Genomic DNA, 18,481 nt, shown 5'->3' with positions numbered 1-18,481 from the left:
TTTCCCATGACAATCCCATTTGGGAAATGCAATGTAACTGCGAGAATCAAAGTATGCTGCAACAAATAGAAACACTTTTCCAATATGAACTAATATCACTATTCAAGCATCATAATGCCTCAGAAAAAGTAATACCGATAATTCACAAGCATTTCGATGAAATAATTTTAAGAAAGAACAACAGTAATGTTAAAGAACATAGAGGAATTTTTTCTTACCTACAATTAACTTGGGGTTTATTCGCAGTAACTAAACAATAATTATTTGTCGAATTTTAAAGTGTCCTAGAATAGGGAAGGCTACAAGATGATTCTTAACTAAATAATCAAAAAGTATAAAACCATGGGGATGAAATACTTCCAAATTGGAATGTGAATTTTTAAACTGTTCCTTAATTTCAGGAAGAGATAAAATCTCTATTCCAAGAAAGATTTTAATGGGAAGATTAATAACCCTATATTTGACTAACGGATCATTATCCTTGCAAGTTTTTTCTTATAAATTATGATCTACAGTAATCAAATCTGGAAAAAAAACGTGAAAATATTGGGCCAGTTAATATTTAATTGCTCGAAAATAAGGAATAATAGCATGAAAATTAAAAAATGACTGACTCATCTCCTTTTTTTAATACTTCACAATTTTCTGAAACGCCTATAGATCAGAAATTAAATTACTTTTTATTTAAATCTTCTTTTTTGAAGTTTAAAATAAAAAGGGATATTCCAAATTACATTTTGAGGTTTTTACCTGCTGATATACAAGAAATATATTTATATTTTTCTTCCAGATATAAAAATAATATGTTTTTTATAATTGTTAGGATAAGCAACTTTAATGGAATAAATGATTTTCGATTATTAGCTTTATCATCAATCTTCCAAAAAAAATCTGAAGTCAACTATGTAGTTGAATATTCCCCCTCGTTTAAAAGAGCAAACAGTTTAGAAATTAGTTGTGACGAATTTCTTCAAAATATTTTTTCACCAATTGGGCAACCTATGGCAGGAAAAACAGTAAAATTAATATTTCATAGGAAACTTTCTTTTTGTAACTTAAGTATTAAGTTAAATAGTTTTTTTTTAGAAAACGGTTTTTCATCTATAATGGTCCCAAGCTTATATGAATGGCTTCAATTTAAATACGATAATTTTGGAAATGGATACGTTAATTGTAGAAATCTTGATTTCACTATAGAAGGTTATTCAAAGGATTATAAAATCAACATTCTATGTGGATTGGAGAATTTAGGGACTGACATTTCGAGAATACAAAATCTTAATAGAATTGAAAAGGACATTCATTATTTCATAAGAGGTGATATCGATTGGTTAGGAAAAAGGTTACCAATATACAACCCTAAAAAAGCTGAAATTCCCAACATTAATAATGCTGAAATTTTAAGATTCACTTATGATTTTGAATATTATGAAAGAGATAATGGAAGGAATGGCCAGATAATTTTTGAAATACCCATCAACAAAATAAATTTCATTTCCAGTCAAATAAATCTTTTGAAAGAACAAAATGATCAAAATATATTTGATATGTAACTTGATATTTTTTACTACTGAATAATCTCTGGACATTATCTTATTTTATAGTTCCCTATAAAATATCTGGAGACTAGTATTTTTATTTTTCTATGTTTATTTACTCCTCGTAAGGTTAAAATGTTTTTTTTCACAATAAAATATCGAAAAAACTTAAGTACCAGTTATTTAAGCTATAAAATAAATCAAGAGTAGATATCGCTAAAAGCAAAAGTCAGTTATTTTTATAAAAATCAGTTTGTTCTAAATAACCTTAAACAGAACCTAATAAGAACCTTCAGGTAGGATTCAGCATTCGGTCCGTATCTTTATGATTATCACTTTCTTTACGTACTAAAATATTGATATTTCATAATAGTCATTCTTGGAAAAAACTACAAACAATTTCTGCTATACTACATGTTTGAAATATGACTTTTTTGTAACTCTAGGCTCCCTTCAAAAAGATTGCACTTACTACACTGTTTTTGCAAAACAAAAACCATGTAAAAATTACATGGTTTTTTTAGGGAACCAGTACGCTGCTCAACAAGTCCACTTTCTGATTCAATAGTAAGAAAAGCACCTCGTTGTAATTCTCCACTTTAAATTCCTCCTGCAATTCCAGCAATCTCTTTTCATAGCTTTTGTAGGTTCTGTAGTTGGATTTTTTCTTCAATACCCTACGGTATTCCGGATTACTCATAAAAATAACTACCGAAGCATCGTGAAAATCCTTCATAGCCATGGGGCTAATCCCATAGTCAAACCCCAAGGAAAAAATGACTGCATACAATTCATAGGAAAGGAAGGTGACAGCATTGGGGTTTTTAAGATCACCGGGGGTGTAAATTGGAACAGGATTACTTTTCCGTTTCTGGAAATAAGGCATTCTCATTTCCTTTTCAATCCGAAGGGTTGGCAAAATATCCATCCGAGCATTTCTTTTCACCTCAAACTGCTTATCATAGACTTTTACATTGTAATGGGTACTGGCAAACCTTTTACCATATACTGACCTACTATTCCTGGGCCTCATAGGCTCCATTGGGTTTCCCTTGAAGGAAATCAACCTTTCAATAATGGTTTTCGGATTACACTGTAGATTAACACCAGCCGTCAATTTGGTTATTCGGGATTTCCAGAACACATCTCCAAAGACTGTACTCAATGTTTGCATACAAACTTGAATTTCCTCCCAAAAGAAATCCGAATAGTTGTTACCGTGAAAGTATTTATGCCAGGAATTCATCAGAATTACTTTACCTGAAACCAATTTGACATGCAGGTTCTCAAGCTTAGCCGAATAACTGATTAAATCTCCATTTTTGTTGAATTCAGGTTTGAATAGGATACCATTCAATTCAAAAGGAAATGGTACTTTCTGCCTGAATTCCTCTGGAGGATCAAAAGGAATTTCCATTTTTACATCATCTACCATACCCCACTTGCCTTTAATGTCTCACTACGACAAATCCCTTCAGGAAATTCAAAACGGAATGATAGGTATTGCCAATTCCCTTTGATCCTTGTAATCAAATGACCAAGTCCGGTACTTAAGCGGAATGGACTTGGACTTAATTCTTCCCAATCAAACAAAAGCTTATCTGGGAATGATGCAAAAAAGTACCGGGTATCGAGATTATAGTTATGAATCTCCAGCTTATTTGAGATTCGATTCTGCTTTAGGCAAATTTCAAACGGCAGATTATCCAATAATGCTGCTACCCAAAGTAAATCGGCATGATTGGTATTCCAGTCACTTAGACAATATAGATTGGTGGAAGCATTATATTTGCGGTAAACCACCACCATTGAGGGTTGAGCAGGTGCCGTTTTCATATACCCTCCTGGTTTAGCGGCTTTAGTGCCTTTTCAAGATCTGAACGGAGAAAATAAACTCTGCTACCAATGCCATAAGGTTTCAGCTTCCCCTTATTGCACCAATTATGTAGGGTACTTAATTCAATCTTGAAAAGTTCTGCAACCTCCTTCCGAGAAAGGTATTCTTCCTTGGGCTGTTGGGGATTGATTTCCTTTTTTAAGGTTTCTAATTGAGACCTTACAGCCTTTCTAATGGCCTCCTCGAATTGTTCGGGAGAAAGTTGTGTAATTTGGATAGTCTGCATACCGTATCATATTTGATTTGGCAGCAAGGAATCAACCTACTTGTACAGTTTGCTGTACAAAGAAAAAAATTAAACTTTATACGATTTAATATAGTCTAAACCAGACTTATATCGATCAACCCTCTGGGCATTCGGTTTGATCCTACTTAATTTGTGAAACCTATCAATTTCTGTAAAATCAGGATAATAGTCAGCAAACCATCTCTTAAAATCCTCTTCCTTTGCATGTATAAATCTATCCGAGACCATTTTATGGTAAAAAAAATTTATATCGGTGACTACTCCTCTCCCACTAAATTTTTGATCTTTCATCAAGTAATCAAAAAGTAAGAATCCATTCGGATTAAAAATATTGGGGTAATACAATTTAAGCGGAAGATTAAAGCTTTCATTATTCTCATCATTTAGCCCCCAGCTATCTAATTTGTCTTTCAAAAGTTGCTGTTTGAGTTTCGATACATCTTTATCCTCCAAAATAAATCCATTCAATCTCTCATTTAGTAACAATAACTCCTTAACAGATATATATATTTCAGGAACCTTAATCGGAAGCCTCTCCTCTCCGGTTACTGTCCTTGAAATCAATGTTTTCTGAAAAGATTCAGATTTCAAACGTTCAATGATTTTATCCTTCACTGGACGCAAACATTTTTCCGCATTTTCTAAATAATCATCATTACTTTTTGCAAAACCAAACTTTAGAAAAACCAACCCATCAATAAAATCCTCCGCATGCTCAGCCCAAAATTCAGGAGACTCAATTGCATGGTTTGCCAATTCTATAAATGGTTTTGCAAACCTGTTATTATTAAAATACTTGCTTAGTGAAGGAGCCTGGGAAATCCAGGAGTCAATTGCAGACTGCAAAAACTTATTTTCCATTTATCCACCATTTACATCTGTCAACTCCAATAGCTTTTCCAAAGCCGAAACTTTATCATATAACTGGAGTCCAAATCCATTCTCCTGGACATGGATCGCTTTAATGGCACTGGATTTTTCAGAGCTTATCTCTTCCATGTTTTTGAGTGACCAATCCGGATTCAATAAATCACCTACATTGGAAAATGCGATTGTAGCCAACTCTTTAATGATCCTTTCCTGGGTGACCTCAAGGCTTTTTAAATGTGGACTGGCCCTATACTGAAGGTATTCTTTGATGTAAGGTTTTGTAAGGTTTTGATAGCCTTGTTGCCTTGCAGAATGATGGCTATACCCAGCCTCTTTGGCTGCCTCCGTAGCATTGAAAGAGCATAGGTAATGTTCTGCAAAACGGAATTCTTTTTCGGTCAGGCGAACTTCAGCACCACCAACGTCAAATATTTTTTTCATGTTGACCACCTATTTTATTCATAAATATAAAAAAATACAGTGGGAAATTAGTTATACCAGTTGAACAAATAGGTTGTCAATAATTTACGAATGGAATACCCATGCTCTTAGTGTTAAACCTGTGAGATGATTGTTAGTTTTCAATCGGGTACCTTTAAAATAGTTTACGGGTCGTAAACCTAGTTTACTCCACCGGAAACTACATTTACCCCTATAGATAGTAAAAGAAGTAGTGTAAACTAAATAATCCTAAAACTCCCGGAAATCACCTTCTTTAAATATTGCAATCCTCTATTAAATTCGCTTCTTTTTTTAAAAAAAATCCAATGAAGCTTATCAGGTACAAAAGCACTAGATTACGGTTTCCAGATATAAGAGAAACCAATCTTTAATTCCACCTTTTATTGTTGTAATACCTTGATTGAATCTTGAATTCGTGAGAAATCTTAGTTAAAAGTTAATCCGAAGCAATTCTGGACCATTTCAATCGTTTGCTTGCAGTTAAAAAATAGGTTGCCCTTTAAAATGCAAGTGGGACAATGCCAATATTGGCAACGTATATATTTGTTTTCCCCAATTTATTTGAGATTTTTAGTGGGTTTTCATTTATATTTTCTAGCTTTTTATTAATACCCCCATCTACCAATGCAATTGGTAATTGGTTCAACTTATAATTCCCAGAATATCAATTCTAATGTAGTAGGATAAATTACTGAATTCATTAATAAAGGATACTTCATTTCATTCTTGAATTTATTAAAAATCAAGCTTTCAAACTGAAATAATAATATTTCTTATGGAGTTTTTAAGTATAATTTTATTGCACTTAATTAGAGTAATTAAAATCAATTTTCTTCCCAAAAAAACCGCATTAAGAATGACTATATCGTTACTTTGAACCCTTTGAGTGGGGACGCAAACGTGAAAAGGGGTGTGACAGTCTAGTCTTGTTGGACACCTAAGGATTTCTCCATTCAAAGCCATCCCTAGGCCTTTAAATGGCGCTTTATTTTTATGATATTGGATCGAATTCAGGATATTAAGCACCCGTTGTTTAGCTTTTTTTTCTAAACTGAGTTTTTTTATGCAAAACCAAATATTTCAACAATTCTTGACCTCCTACTTAAATCACCCTTTTTTATCAAGAACAATATTACTTACCAAGATTTTGGTTAAATCTATTGTTGGAAGAATTAAATGCTGCAATTTACTCTTATTCAATTTTTCGTGTAGAATCCCTCTTGCTGTTCCTACCGATAAAGTCGCCAGATGTCTGGATAAACCAACCGGAATTACCAGAGATGGATTTTTCTTTTTGGTATCAAATAAGGAATTAAATGCTTCCGCCTCAATATCAAACTGTAACTTAATCTCCAAAATAATAAAAGGAACATCCTCACATTTAAACTGAATATTTAAACTTGAGGCAATAATATGATTTTCATTTGCTGCAGAAAAAGGGGCACTTACTACCAAATCGATATCACAATCTTCTTTGTAGGATTCTTCTATTACAGCAAATTGTATTGTTTCTATTCCAATTAAACGGAAAGAAATATTTTTCTTTTCAGCCATTTTACACCGCGGTTGGATAAGATGTTTTATTTGAATTTTTAGCTACAACCTCATAATGAGAGAAATCTTCTGGTTTGAGTTGGACAATTTTAGCCTCATATTCCTTATATTCTAATGCCTCCTTTTGCTTTACTTCCTGGTCTTCTTGCAAAACCGTAATCAATTCAATACCTAGCACTTTTTCAAGCTTGCATAAAGTTTCAAGCTTGAAATTCTCTTCACCTCTCATGTATTTACTGACTTGTTGAGAAGAAACACCCAATTCTTTGGCAAGACGGTTTTGCTTCCACCCCTTCTCTTCCAAGGCATCTAACATTCTAAATGCGATGGCACTTGATTTCTTCAACCATTCCTTGTTTGCTTTTCTCCACTCCACTTTTTGCTTCCAAGAGGAAACAGGAGATTTGGCTAAAGCTTCTTCAATCTTATTGTTAAATTTTGGCATATTAATTTACATCTATATAACTGAAGGTGACCTCTGGGTCATTCTTATCTAGGAATAATTTCACAAGCTCCAGCTTCTTTAACTCATCCATAGTATGTGGCCTAACCTCCATTCTATCGGTCAACTTAATTGCACCTCCAGTAAGGATAATCTTTTCTTTATATCGAATGGCATAAATTCGCAAATAACTTTTGCGTTTTTCTTCTCTTGCCTTTAATTTTTGTAATTCATAAAGTTCAGAGGCCAACTCCCGATTATCAAGTGGCTTGAAAAATTTTGCGAGTGCTTCGGTTTCTTCATCTTCGGCCAATTCATACAATATTTCAAAGAGGTTATCCGCAAGCTGTTTGGCTTGCTGGACAAGCGTATTAAGTTTACTTCTACCATATTTGGCATAATAATCATCTTTAAACTTCTCGAAAAATTCTCGAAGAAATTCAGTTGAGCTCCATTGTCCTTGAAGGGTTTCCAAAGCATCAAGCTCTTCACCATCATACTTAACAGTTAACAACTTGGTGTTTGGGAGTTCAAAGATAGGCACTATTTCCATATTATCAACTTGTAGGTTTACTTTTTAGTTCTTTTATAGAAAAAATTATTACAATTTTAAATAAAACTCATTTTGAAAATTCGTTATTTCAAAATTCACAATCTAATTCTATTGATTAATAGAACTCATTAACCAAACAAACTCCCAAACTACAATATTTAATTTTAATAAATAAAACATTTTCAATCGATTCAAAAAACCCAATCAAATTTCACCCCGCATCCACATTCCCATTGATCCTATCTAAAATACTGATGATTTTGGTAACCTGTGCATCATCAAACAGGCCAAAAGGGCCGCTATCATTAATATCTTTGAAAGGTGATTCAAATAAAGCTCTTTTGTCAATCACCCCATTCTGAGTCAAATATCCAATGATCAAATCCAAAAATTTGATCTGTGCAGCATTGAGGTTTTGACTTTGGATAAACGCTGCAAAAGCTGACTGAACGGCATCTTTTTCCAGTCCAATCAATTCCCTGATAAACAGCCCTAAGGTTTTTCCATTACTTACCTTTTCAAATTCCTCTTTTGAACCCATCTCTTCCGCATTAAAGAAGATTTCTTGAAGCTGTACCAGTTCTGCTGCTGTAATGGGCTGATTGGTCTTGATTTTATTGATTACCAGGTGATCCTTATGATCATGTAAATAACGCTCTACCCTCATCCTGTAGGGCTCGTAGGCAGTCGCTTTAACGATATTCTTTTCTTCTATTTTGGATAGATCAAGGTAATCCTGAAAATGAGTCTCAATATCAGATTGCTCCAGAGCATCCAGAAACTGCATCAATTCCCTGAGTGCCTCTCTGACTTCTTCCAGGTCGACTACAGTTGCCTTTTGTAAAAAGCCCTCAGAAAGAATCGTTTTAATCATTGGCATCTTTCCCGCTACTAAAGGGATATTACCTTTCTTTTGAAGTACCCCGCAGGCTGTGGTGACTCTGTTTTCATATTTGATGGTAATTCTACCACCTTTCAAGGCAAGCTGATAATTCAACATCAATACGTCGAATCGACGAGCCGTTACATGATCGTTATCTTCTGCTATAATCAGCGGAATAATATGTTCTGCTATTTCCTGTATTTTCGAGGGGCCAATATCCAGCCACTCCCCTTTATGTTTGTATTTTTCCACATATTCCAGGTGATGCCTGACTACAAATCTTTCCTTATTTAATGCGACCACTTGGGAATGAAGCAGGTCAATTAATACCTCTGCAAAATCATTTTCCGATTTACTTGTGGATTGACGAAGAACAAGGGCCAGGTCAAGTCTGAGTTGAAATGCTTGCTGGGTTAAAGAAAGCCCAGCCGTACCTTTACTTTCTTCCGGATTTACTTCAAAAAACTCGAAATTCTCACAGTAGTCAAATATTAAAAAGTTTTCTTTAGGCTGTCCCGGCCCAAAAAGATCGGGTCTTAGCCTGGTTCCACGGCCTATCATTTGCCAAAACTTAACTACCGATCTTACCGGCTTAAAAAACACCAAATTCACTACCCTTGGGGCATCTACCCCCGTATCCATCATATCTACAGAAATGGCTATTTGCGGTTCTTTCTCTTCTTTGTCGAGCACAAAGCGTTCAAGAATATCCTGCGCCTTCTCTGTTTGATTATCAATCACCCTGCAAAACTTGCCTGAATATTCAGGGTAATTCTTATTGAACCGCTTTTCTATGTAAACAGCGTGCTTATGGTTCTTGGCAAAGATAATGGTCTTTCCGATTTTATCTCCTCCATCCACTTTAATGCCTGAGGTCATTAAATGTGCAAGGACCTGATCCACCGTATTGGAGTTAAACAGCCATTTATACAATTGGCTCTTGTCAATACCCGCTTCTGCTTCGTCATTGGTCGGATCGCCAAACTTCTCCTCGTATTCCAATTTTTCTTTTTCGGTAAGTTCGGCATACTTGATGCCCTCCCGCATAAACTTAAGTGGGACACTTATCGCTCTGGGTGGAACCAAAAAACCATCCTTTACTGCCTCTTCCAACTCATAGGCGAAGGTTGGATTGTCATCTTCAATATCAAAAAGATCGTAGGTATTGTGATCCACATCTTTCTTTGGCGTAGCTGTCAAGCCCAACAAAAAGGAATCAAAATACTGGAAAATAGCTCTATACTTTTGATAAACGGACCGATGGGCTTCATCAATGATGATCAGGTCGAAATGTCCTACGCCATAAAACCGACCTTCTCCATTTCTAGCTCTATCGATCAGATTCATCATAGTAGGATAGGTAGAGAATACCAGCCTAGTGGAATCATTTTCTTTTTCTTTGGTCAAATCGATACTTGTAAGCTCTGGAAGATGCTCGGTAAACGCATTTTTAGCTTGGGTTACAAGTGCATTTCGATCTGCCAAAAAAAGCACTCGCTTGGCCCAATTACACTTGGTCATCATGTCCACAATGGAAGCGGCTGTTCGAGTCTTTCCACTTCCTGTAGCCATAATAAGCAGGCTTTTTCTGTATCGTTGCTTCAGCTTGCCATCTTTGATGACAGAATAGATTTCAGAAACTCTCTGGATAGCCTCTGTTTGATAAGGCCTGCCCGTGATGTTAAGATTTACTTTAAAGTCTCTCAAATCAACACGGTCAACTCGCCTTCTAATGGACAATTCCAATTGATCTTTGGTCATGAAACCACTGACTTTTCTATCGGGAGCGAATAGATCATCCCATAGATAAAAATCGAAGCCATTGGTATAATAGATAAGCGGACGCTGTTTAAATTTCTTTTCTAGACAATCTGCATAGAGTGAGGCCTGATGCCGACCTTTCATAGCGTCATGCCTGGTTCTCTTTGCCTCAATGACTGCCAAGGGAAGGCCATTATCACTCCAGAGCACATAGTCCACATAGCCCACCCCTGACGGATTGGTTGATACAGGCATGCCATGTACTTCATACTCCAATTCATAGCCTTCTCTCAAGTTTGTCCAACCTGCATCTTGTAATGCAGCATCGATGTAAAGCTTACGAGTATAGGATTCGGAAGGAGCTTTTGGCAAAGCATGAGGGATTGCGGATACTTCTCGGGATTTCCGTTGCTCCTTAAGCTGCTCTTGGTGCTTTTGATTTGTAATGCGAAGCAATTCATTTGCCTCTTCTTTTTCTTCAAGAACAATCCGCTTCTTTTCATTCTGCTCTTCAAGCTTGGCCAGCTTCTCACGAAGTAGTTCGATTTCTTTTTTGCTCTTCTTAAGTTCATCCCCGGTTGGAATGATCGCATCATTAAAATCGGGAACTCGGACCTCTTCTTCTCCATAGGCTGCAACCAAAAATGCAGAAAACCGATACAGACATTTTAGTAAGTGTACAGAATCCTCAGGCTTTACTTTTTGATTGTGAACGGCATTATTTCCAATTTTCCTGATCAGATGTAATTCCTGGAACAGATTTCCATAGGGGTCAAAGATTTCTTTGAAACCTGCTTCGTACATCAGGCTAGCCAATTTCTTATCGTATGGCCATTCGAGGTCTGCATCATTTTCATACATCCAGTTCACGCCCAATTCCAAAGCAGCTCTTGCATTAAAGCAAGACTCTACCGGGCTCGTCAAAGCAAAATGCTCTGCCTTCTTAGCCCGATCTGCTATGTCTGGAAATTCGGTCGATATGAACTGGAAATTGCTCATAGATAGGCCTGTTGGCTTTTAAATGTTTGTAACGAGCTCTGTAGCTGACCTGTCTCACAGTTGTACAATTCAGACAGAACAAAATCAGCATATTGATTTTCGTATTCAAACCCAGGTCTGGCAAGGCGCAAGTACTTAGGTTCTCCAGTGGGTGGAATAAACTTTAAAATCCGACACACACCCAACTCCTCACTTACAAAGTAGCTTGCATTGTTTTCTAAGTTTTTATACTCCAAATACCACTCTTTAATAAATAACAATAACTGATCTGTGGTCAGTGTTCTTACCATTTCAGATTTACAATGGTGAGTATAAACCTCCTTCAATATAAGGAAGTCATCAATTTGATCCTTAAAAATCTCCTTTGTTACTAGGTCACCGGAGGTTCCTAGCTTTGAAATAATATTAAATGCTAACGTACTTAATCTAATCTTTACATATTCGTCCCTAGTAGATATTCCATTTACGATTGCCAACGAAAATAAAGCACTTTTTAAACTCAAGTTCTTATAATGCTCAAACTTTTGGGCATAGTACGCTTCTTCATGTCTTTCAAACTTTGAGGCACACATAACATTTACTAAACTACCTATCGTTGAAACAATGACATTAGAGTAACTCAAATGCTCTATATCACGTGATTTTAGATGTAGGAGTGGTTGATTATCAAATTTTTCTTCCTCCGAGATCTTCTTAATGCTTAAAGGGGTACAAGCAAAGATGTTCGCTTGCTTCATAGCTATTAAGAACATTGCTAACTCTGTTAGATCAGCATTTCTTTCTGATGCTACAAAATCGTTAACGATTAAATCATAATTATAGAAGAATGCGTCGATGTTCTTTCTTCTATTTGCTAATACCTTAAGAGAATATAGGTGTTCTGACAAAACTCTCTGCTGCCCTGAATCTTCGTCTCGATCGTTACTTGAAGAAGCATCACCTACCTCTTCATCATCCATTTCACCACCTTCCAGTTCAATTGCCAATTGCTTAAAGTGACGCTCAATGGCATCGAAAATCCTAATGGAATGGGACTGAGTTAACCTAGTGTCATTTTTTATTCGCTCATTTTCAAGGGCAATGGCTTCATCATAAGATAACTCCACATGGACTTCTTCTTCATCACCAGTTCGAACTTTTCTCACACTCTCTGTTTCGGTTGAAAGCTCAGATTGGGATTTAATGGAATTATAAAAATCGATAATATCAAATACCCCGTTGCTGCCTGTCTCTATCAAACTACTGAGCTTTAGTAGCTTTCGGTTTTCTATGGATGGGTTTGTATTCCAAAGTGCTTGGATATCATTAACAATCTGTTTGTTTGAAACCGGACTTTCATATCCATCTAATAAAGTGACGAAAGCAACTTCTTTAAGATTTCTGTAAGACAATTGCATTTCAGCCTTTTCACCAGACAGTGATAGACTTTTGGTTTCTAAGGCTTCTCCCCAGGCATTATATATAGCCAACGTACAAGTAATCGATTCTACTAAGGGTTTATAGAAAAGAGATATTCGCTTTCCATTAAGGTCTACCGAATAAAGTTTAATAAGAGCTCTTGAACTTTTACTTTCATCTACCTCTACAGCATCTTCCAACCTATTATTATCCTTTGGCTTTGCAGGCTCTGCTTGACCGTCCAAACCAAGTGTTTCAAGAAGGTTGTATTCGGTTACTTGGATCAAGACGGAAAATTCGTCATTCATCCCCCTGGCCGTATCTGTACCAAAGGCTGGCATGGTAGGATTAGCACTCCCTAGTATTAGGTATTCATCAATTCCAGACTTGAACCACAACAGTTTAGCATGGAGTTTAGAACTTCTTTCTCGGCCTCGCTTAGTTTTATCCCAATTGTAAAATCGAACTCCAGAACCTTGTTCTAACTTAAAAGGATGCACACCTTTACCTTCTTGAATAAAAGCATCAATAGAAGCACCCGGGAATTGTTTTCTTAGATTCAATAGCAATCTTCCGCTTTCATCGTAGAATGGACTAAACACCTTTATCTGATCTATGGTATTAGGCAATACATTCTTCATTTGACTCCAAATGCTAGCATCATCATTATACAGTAATAGCGCTCTGTAATCTTCTGAGATTTTATGAAATCTATGTAATGGACCTATAGGGCTGCGTAATAAGCTACAATTATCTTCTACCCATTTAAGTTTCTCTCTATTTACCCCTTGAACATCCTTCGTAATGTGCTTTATGTAAGCCCAAGCTTCCATTATCAAAGAAAGTTGAGATGTGTCTTCTTCAGAAGTATAATAGACAGTGAAAGCCTCATGGTTTATACCATTACCTCCATTGGTAATATTGCCAGAACCAAATAAGAGCATCACATCGTGGTTACCAGCTAACAAGGTTATTTTAGGGTGAAAAACCCCTTTAGAATGAATACCCGTTACGCTGTAGGATGTACTGAGTGATTTAAGATGCCCAGTAGCAAAACCTATACTCTGATCAAGCAATCTGGAGTCTACAAACAGGTTTACATTGGTCACACCCTTTGACTTTAGAGCTCTCAACACTTGCGATTCGAAGTGATAAAAATCAAAAGAGAACGAGGTCATCACAGCGGAATGGAACTCGGCTTTATTTGGGATATCATGGAAAAGTTTCTTTTCTGCCATTACCCAATACTCGTTTGTTCTAAAATTGATTTTCCCTGTTCAGTCAACTGACCATTGCCATCTAAGTATCCCAAATCCAACGAGAAGTTGTACAAAGTACGTAGCCTAGGATTGGTAAAATTAGGCGCCATTGTTTCAATGTGTATCAACAAATTGTCTTCAATGATGAACTTCAATAAGTTTTTTTCGCCGTTCCCCATTTTATTATAGGCGATTGCAATGTGCTCATTTAGTAGCGTATGGATTAATCTATGGACGAAGTTATAAAGTGTCAACTGCTTACTTTTCATCACATACGTATCAAAAATATCTAATGCATTCCCGTACTTTGTTTGAAGGCCATAGCGTTGAGCATATTTTTCCAGCTCTACTAAATTCTGTTCGTTTTCTCGATATAGGCAAAGCAAGGTGACTATACCATGGGTGATTGCTGAAATCTCATCTGAACCTTTCACAGCTTGCCGAATAGAAGTAATATGATCATCTACCGAGCTGTCTATTGCATCCAACTTAACAATTACATATGCGAGCTTATCTTCACTGCTCAGCATTGATATTTGCTCATGATCCAAACTTTTCAAGGTTACATACCCTAGAAATTCCTGTAAAGAAAAAGTTCTGGTTTCCATCAATTTTAATAGCCCCCAGAAAACACCTTCTAAGCTGTAGTGCAGTTGCTCATTGAGGTAATAGAAATACCACCCATATTGAGCCTCGGAGATCTTTTCACTTCCCAACTGTTTTTTATACAAGGTGTATGGCAACTGTCTATAGTCTTTCTCATCATCCTGCGAACTGATATAGGACAGGAATAAATTCAAGGTTTCCCTTCTTTGTTGTGGTGGCTTTTCTGTATTTAAATCTTCTTCAGCTTTATCTGGAGCTAACAATAACTTCTGATAATATGCTCCTTCAGCAGTTCCATTAAGAGGCCTGTTTATGGCAAAGTCCGTCAAAATGTTTAGATCATCAGAATATAATTTTCCTTCCATGATACGTTGCAAGAATAGGCTTTCTGAAGCTTGGTTTAGTGATTCTCTGAAAGCTTTTGCTAACTCAGCACCTATATCTTTGGTACGCTCAAAATAGCGTTGCTTCGCCTCTATTAACCCTAGATTCAATAAAGAACCTGCATAATACTGACCCAGTGCTCCAGAAGTGTAATCCCAGTAAACAGAACCTTTTATTGTCGAGCTAAGTTTATCGGCTCCTAGCGCTATATCGTAATAGCCCAACTCGTTTATTTGGTTTTTCTTTTTGTTGGTGAAGTCACTACCAATAATGCTTAGCTCTTTAGGAGCCATATTTGTCATTAGATAGGATATGATGAGCTCTCCTCTTCTAATGAAATTGTAATGATTGGTGGTACTTGATTTAAATACACTATCTGATGGAAGTTTATCGTATTCATCTAACAGCCACAAGTAGAAACCATAATACCGTAAGCGAAGGGTCAGGTTGGTCATACCTGGAAGTAGTACAGCATACACCGAGATAGAGCTATTCTGAACACCCAACGGATCTCTACCACGCACAAACTTTGTGCTTTTGGCCCAGAAAGGTTCTTTATAACTCAGTAAATCGTATGCCATATTAACTCACCAACTCCCCCTTAAAAGCTTTTTGTAATAGACTGTTGAAAAGGTTTTCTGATTGAATTGAAATCTCTTGAATCCTCGCTTTCTGATCTGATATGTTTAGAACTAATTGTTCAAATTGATTTTGAAGTGCTTTTGGAGGTAAGCCAATTTTCAATTTGGTAATATGTTCAATTTTGATTCCCTTGACCGTAGCTCCTGATGAAACTCTATCGAAATAGCTTCCTTTAGTTTTTAAAAGATAAAACAAGAATACTTTATTAATATCACCTATAATCTTAATCGCTTTTAAATCCTGGTTTATAGCAACATCCATTTCACAAATAGCTGCTCTACCAACTGCCATTCTTGTGGCAATAATTAAACTACCTGATGGGATTAATTTAGACGAGCTATTATCTAAACCAATCTTAGTTATTGAATCTACTGTAGTTGATAATATATCTGATTTTAAATCTTTAACACTGGCCCAAGGTATGTCACCATTCCAATACTCATTAACATCTTTACTAGGTGTTCCTCCCCCTATTAACCTAATCAACTCACCTATTTCAACTTGTTTAAAACTACTTTGAGCATCCCCAAACATCTCCAAGAAGATGCTTTGGGCGAGTTCATCGTATTTGGCGAGGAGCTGCTTCGTTTTTTGGCGGTGGGCATCCGCTGCATCCAAGATGGCCGCTATCTTCTTTTGCGTGGCTAAGGGAGGGAGGGGGATTTTGAAAGAAGATATTGTGGCTTTAGAGAGTTCTTTAAAAGTTGCACCATTTCCTAAGTCTTGTAATTGAGGTGTATATTTCTTCATTACATAATAAAGAAACTCAACATCAACTCCTTTTTTAGGAACCAAGGTTTTAAACCCCTGATTTGTACAAACTTCCTTTTTATTTATCGCAATATGCCCTATTGGTGCCCTTGAAGTAAATAAAAGAGAATTCTTTGGTACTAATGTGGTAGAGCAGCTTTTATAACCTAACTCTGAAATCTTTTCTGGAGCTTCACAGACAAATTTGTCTTCAATTCTGCTTAGATCCTTAGGAGTAAACCAGTCAATATCTCCATCCCAATATTCTTTTTTATTTCTAGAAGGAGTTGATCCATTTATTACCTTACAAATATTTCCGATTTCAACTAATGGAAAACTCATTTTATTAACTCTTTTAAGGCATCTAAAAATTTATTCCTATCTCTATCTAGAGATTCAATTTGTTTTATTATGGTTTCAGGATTTTCATACTCCACCTCATCATAAATAATCTCTTTGTATCGGTTAATACTTAGATCATAATCATTTTTAGCGATCTCGGCCTTGGGCACCAAAAAGCTTTGCTCGGTTCGGGCTCGGCTGGTTTCCTTTTCTCTGTTTTGCCATCGGTTCTGAATATCGGGGATATTATTTTTGGAATGGTCTTCTTCAGTAGATTTCTGCCCATAGGGCACGCTTTCTTCCGCTGCTATTCCCATTCCCAGTGCTACCTTTATTTCCTCTTCTACCGTTTCATTTTTACTGAGCAGAGGTGTACGCTTGTCATCCAGGCTAAAGCCATCGGCTTGCATATCGTAAAACCATACCTGATCAGTACCTCCACTATTGGTTTTGGTAAATACCAATACAGCTGTACTCACCCCAGCATAGGGCTTAAATACCCCGGAAGGCATGGAGATAATGGCATCCAGCTTTTGATCTTCGACCAAGGTTTTACGTAGTTCTCTATGTGCATTGGAAGAACCAAAGAGCACGCCATCGGGTACAATCACTGCTGCCCGACCGCCTACTTTCAGCATGCGTAAAATCAAGGATATAAAAAGCAGTTCTGTCTTTTTGGTTTTGGTTACGCTCAGCAAGGAACTTTCTACTACATCATAGTCCAGACTACCCTTAAATGGGGGATTAGCCAGGATCAGGGAATACAAATTCGTTTGATCTTCATTGGCTTCACTCAGCGCATCCTTACCGATTAGCTGAGGGCTTTCAATGCCGTGTAGCTGCAAGTTCATCGCCCCGATACGAAGCATGGTGGCATCAAACTCCACCCCAGTAAACATCTGGTTATGGAAGTGCTTTCGAAACGTTGCATCCAGAAACCAATCTTGATGATTTTCATACACATATTCAGCAGAAGACACCAGAAACCCTGCAGTGCCCGAAGATGGGTCACAGATGGTGTCTTCTCTTTGTGGCTGCATCATGTCCACCATCATGCGGATAATATGTCTTGGCGTACGGAACTGACCATTGGTGCCAGCCGTGGCAATTTTAGAAAGCAGGTACTCATAAAGGTCACCTTTGGTGTCCCTGTCCTGCATATTGATTTTATCAATCATCTGCACCACCTGATCCAGCAATCGAGCAGTAGGAATCATAAAAGTAGCTCCCTTCATAAATTCCGCAAAAGCCCCGGCTTTTTTGTCCATCTGCTTCATGTGCTCAAAGACCGTCAAACCATTGACATCTGGGCGAGTGAACAAATTGAACATGGTTTCAGGATCCTTGTCTTTGAAATGGCTCCATCGAAAATCCTGTTGATCAGCTGAGAAAAACTCCAACTTTTTATCTATTCCCATCTGGTTGGCCTTTTTCTCCTCCAGCGTTTCCATCTCATCCAGCCTTCGGATAAAGATGAGGTAAGTAAGTTGTTCGATGACAGTCAATGGGTTGGCCACTCCTCCGGTCCAGAAGGAGTTCCATATTTTATCTACTTGTGATTTTAAATCTCCGGTGATCATTTGGTTGTTTTAAGGCTTATTTCATCCATAATTTTTATACAGTGAAAATCAAGCCCAATGAAAAGTATTAAATTAACAAAATCGAATTGAAGGTAATGAAAGTAGTAAAATGCAATTGCAATAAAGTCATTTCAAAAACTTCAACCACCTAAAACTAAAGAATAATTTAATAAGTTGAAATTAAAATTTTATTAGCCATCTGGATATATGGTCAATAGAAATAATTTGGAACAGATGTAGTTGCTAGTTGAGGAGGTATTTGTAACGAGAAAATATGATGAGCAAATATCCGTCTTGGATTTATTGAAATTGTC

Annotated in this window: 14 protein-coding genes; 1 reads left to right on the top strand and 13 read right to left on the bottom strand. The window is 36.7% G+C overall.

The genetic code is table 11. The annotated features are described in order from the left end of the window. Window positions 1-605 precede the first annotated feature (605 nt). Window positions 606-1,553 carry a hypothetical protein gene (locus AC0L7T_RS07160; RefSeq protein WP_473341833.1) on the top strand — a complete coding sequence of 316 codons (948 nt, stop codon included), beginning with the start codon at window positions 606-608 and terminating at the stop codon, window positions 1,551-1,553. Between the two features lie 505 nt (window positions 1,554-2,058). Here the strand turns inward: AC0L7T_RS07160 and AC0L7T_RS07155 are convergent. The 13 genes from AC0L7T_RS07155 to AC0L7T_RS07095 form a co-directional block, all read right to left on the bottom strand. Next, window positions 2,059-2,973, bottom strand: a complete 915-nt coding sequence (locus AC0L7T_RS07155; RefSeq protein ID WP_473341832.1) for a hypothetical protein — start codon at window positions 2,971-2,973, stop codon at window positions 2,059-2,061. Beyond that, window positions 2,967-3,374: a hypothetical protein gene (locus tag AC0L7T_RS07150; protein WP_473341831.1), complete on the bottom strand. Its 408-nt coding sequence runs from the start codon at window positions 3,372-3,374 to the stop codon at window positions 2,967-2,969. Before AC0L7T_RS07150 ends, AC0L7T_RS07155 begins: the two co-directional genes overlap by 7 nt. Continuing rightward, entirely contained in the window at window positions 3,371-3,661 is a 291-nt protein-coding gene (locus AC0L7T_RS07145) for a helix-turn-helix domain-containing protein (RefSeq protein WP_473341830.1), read from the bottom strand. Before AC0L7T_RS07145 ends, AC0L7T_RS07150 begins: the two co-directional genes overlap by 4 nt. 69 nt (window positions 3,662-3,730) lie before the next feature. Beyond that, a complete protein-coding gene (locus tag AC0L7T_RS07140; protein ID WP_473341829.1) occupies window positions 3,731-4,543 on the bottom strand; it encodes a hypothetical protein in 813 nt (270 codons plus the stop codon). Beyond that, window positions 4,544-4,993 carry a terminase small subunit gene (locus AC0L7T_RS07135; RefSeq protein ID WP_473341828.1) on the bottom strand — a complete coding sequence of 150 codons (450 nt, stop codon included), beginning with the start codon at window positions 4,991-4,993 and terminating at the stop codon, window positions 4,544-4,546. It lies immediately after the preceding gene. 1,128 nt (window positions 4,994-6,121) lie between these two features. After that, on the bottom strand, window positions 6,122-6,568 hold the full coding sequence (locus AC0L7T_RS07130) for a hypothetical protein (protein WP_473341827.1): 447 nt from the start codon (window positions 6,566-6,568) through the stop codon (window positions 6,122-6,124). Window position 6,569: 1 nt separating this feature from the next. Further along, window positions 6,570-7,013 (bottom strand): helix-turn-helix domain-containing protein, encoded by a 444-nt coding sequence (locus AC0L7T_RS07125; RefSeq protein ID WP_473341826.1) that lies wholly within the window; start codon window positions 7,011-7,013, stop codon window positions 6,570-6,572. Window position 7,014: 1 nt separating this feature from the next. After that, window positions 7,015-7,563: a hypothetical protein gene (locus tag AC0L7T_RS07120; protein WP_473341825.1), complete on the bottom strand. Its 549-nt coding sequence runs from the start codon at window positions 7,561-7,563 to the stop codon at window positions 7,015-7,017. Between the two features lie 211 nt (window positions 7,564-7,774). Continuing rightward, complete coding sequence (locus tag AC0L7T_RS07115) at window positions 7,775-11,206, bottom strand: DEAD/DEAH box helicase family protein (protein ID WP_473341824.1); 3,432 nt, start codon at window positions 11,204-11,206, stop codon at window positions 7,775-7,777. Continuing rightward, entirely contained in the window at window positions 11,203-13,842 is a 2,640-nt protein-coding gene (locus AC0L7T_RS07110) for a phospholipase D-like domain-containing protein (RefSeq protein ID WP_473341823.1), read from the bottom strand. Before AC0L7T_RS07110 ends, AC0L7T_RS07115 begins: the two co-directional genes overlap by 4 nt. After that, window positions 13,842-15,434 carry a hypothetical protein gene (locus AC0L7T_RS07105; protein ID WP_473341822.1) on the bottom strand — a complete coding sequence of 531 codons (1,593 nt, stop codon included), beginning with the start codon at window positions 15,432-15,434 and terminating at the stop codon, window positions 13,842-13,844. The genes AC0L7T_RS07110 and AC0L7T_RS07105 overlap by 1 nt, the downstream gene beginning before the upstream one ends. Window position 15,435: 1 nt before the next feature. Continuing rightward, entirely contained in the window at window positions 15,436-16,587 is a 1,152-nt protein-coding gene (locus tag AC0L7T_RS07100; RefSeq protein ID WP_473341821.1) for a restriction endonuclease subunit S, read from the bottom strand. Next, a complete protein-coding gene (locus AC0L7T_RS07095) occupies window positions 16,584-18,167 on the bottom strand; it encodes a type I restriction-modification system subunit M (protein WP_473341820.1) in 1,584 nt (527 codons plus the stop codon). The genes AC0L7T_RS07100 and AC0L7T_RS07095 overlap by 4 nt, the downstream gene beginning before the upstream one ends. Window positions 18,168-18,481: the final 314 nt, after the last annotated feature.

This window comes from Cyclobacterium sp. 10D3-21, assembly GCF_055809755.1.
The sequence above is the reverse complement of the archived record's forward strand: the minus strand, read 5'-3'. Positions and strand labels throughout refer to the sequence as shown.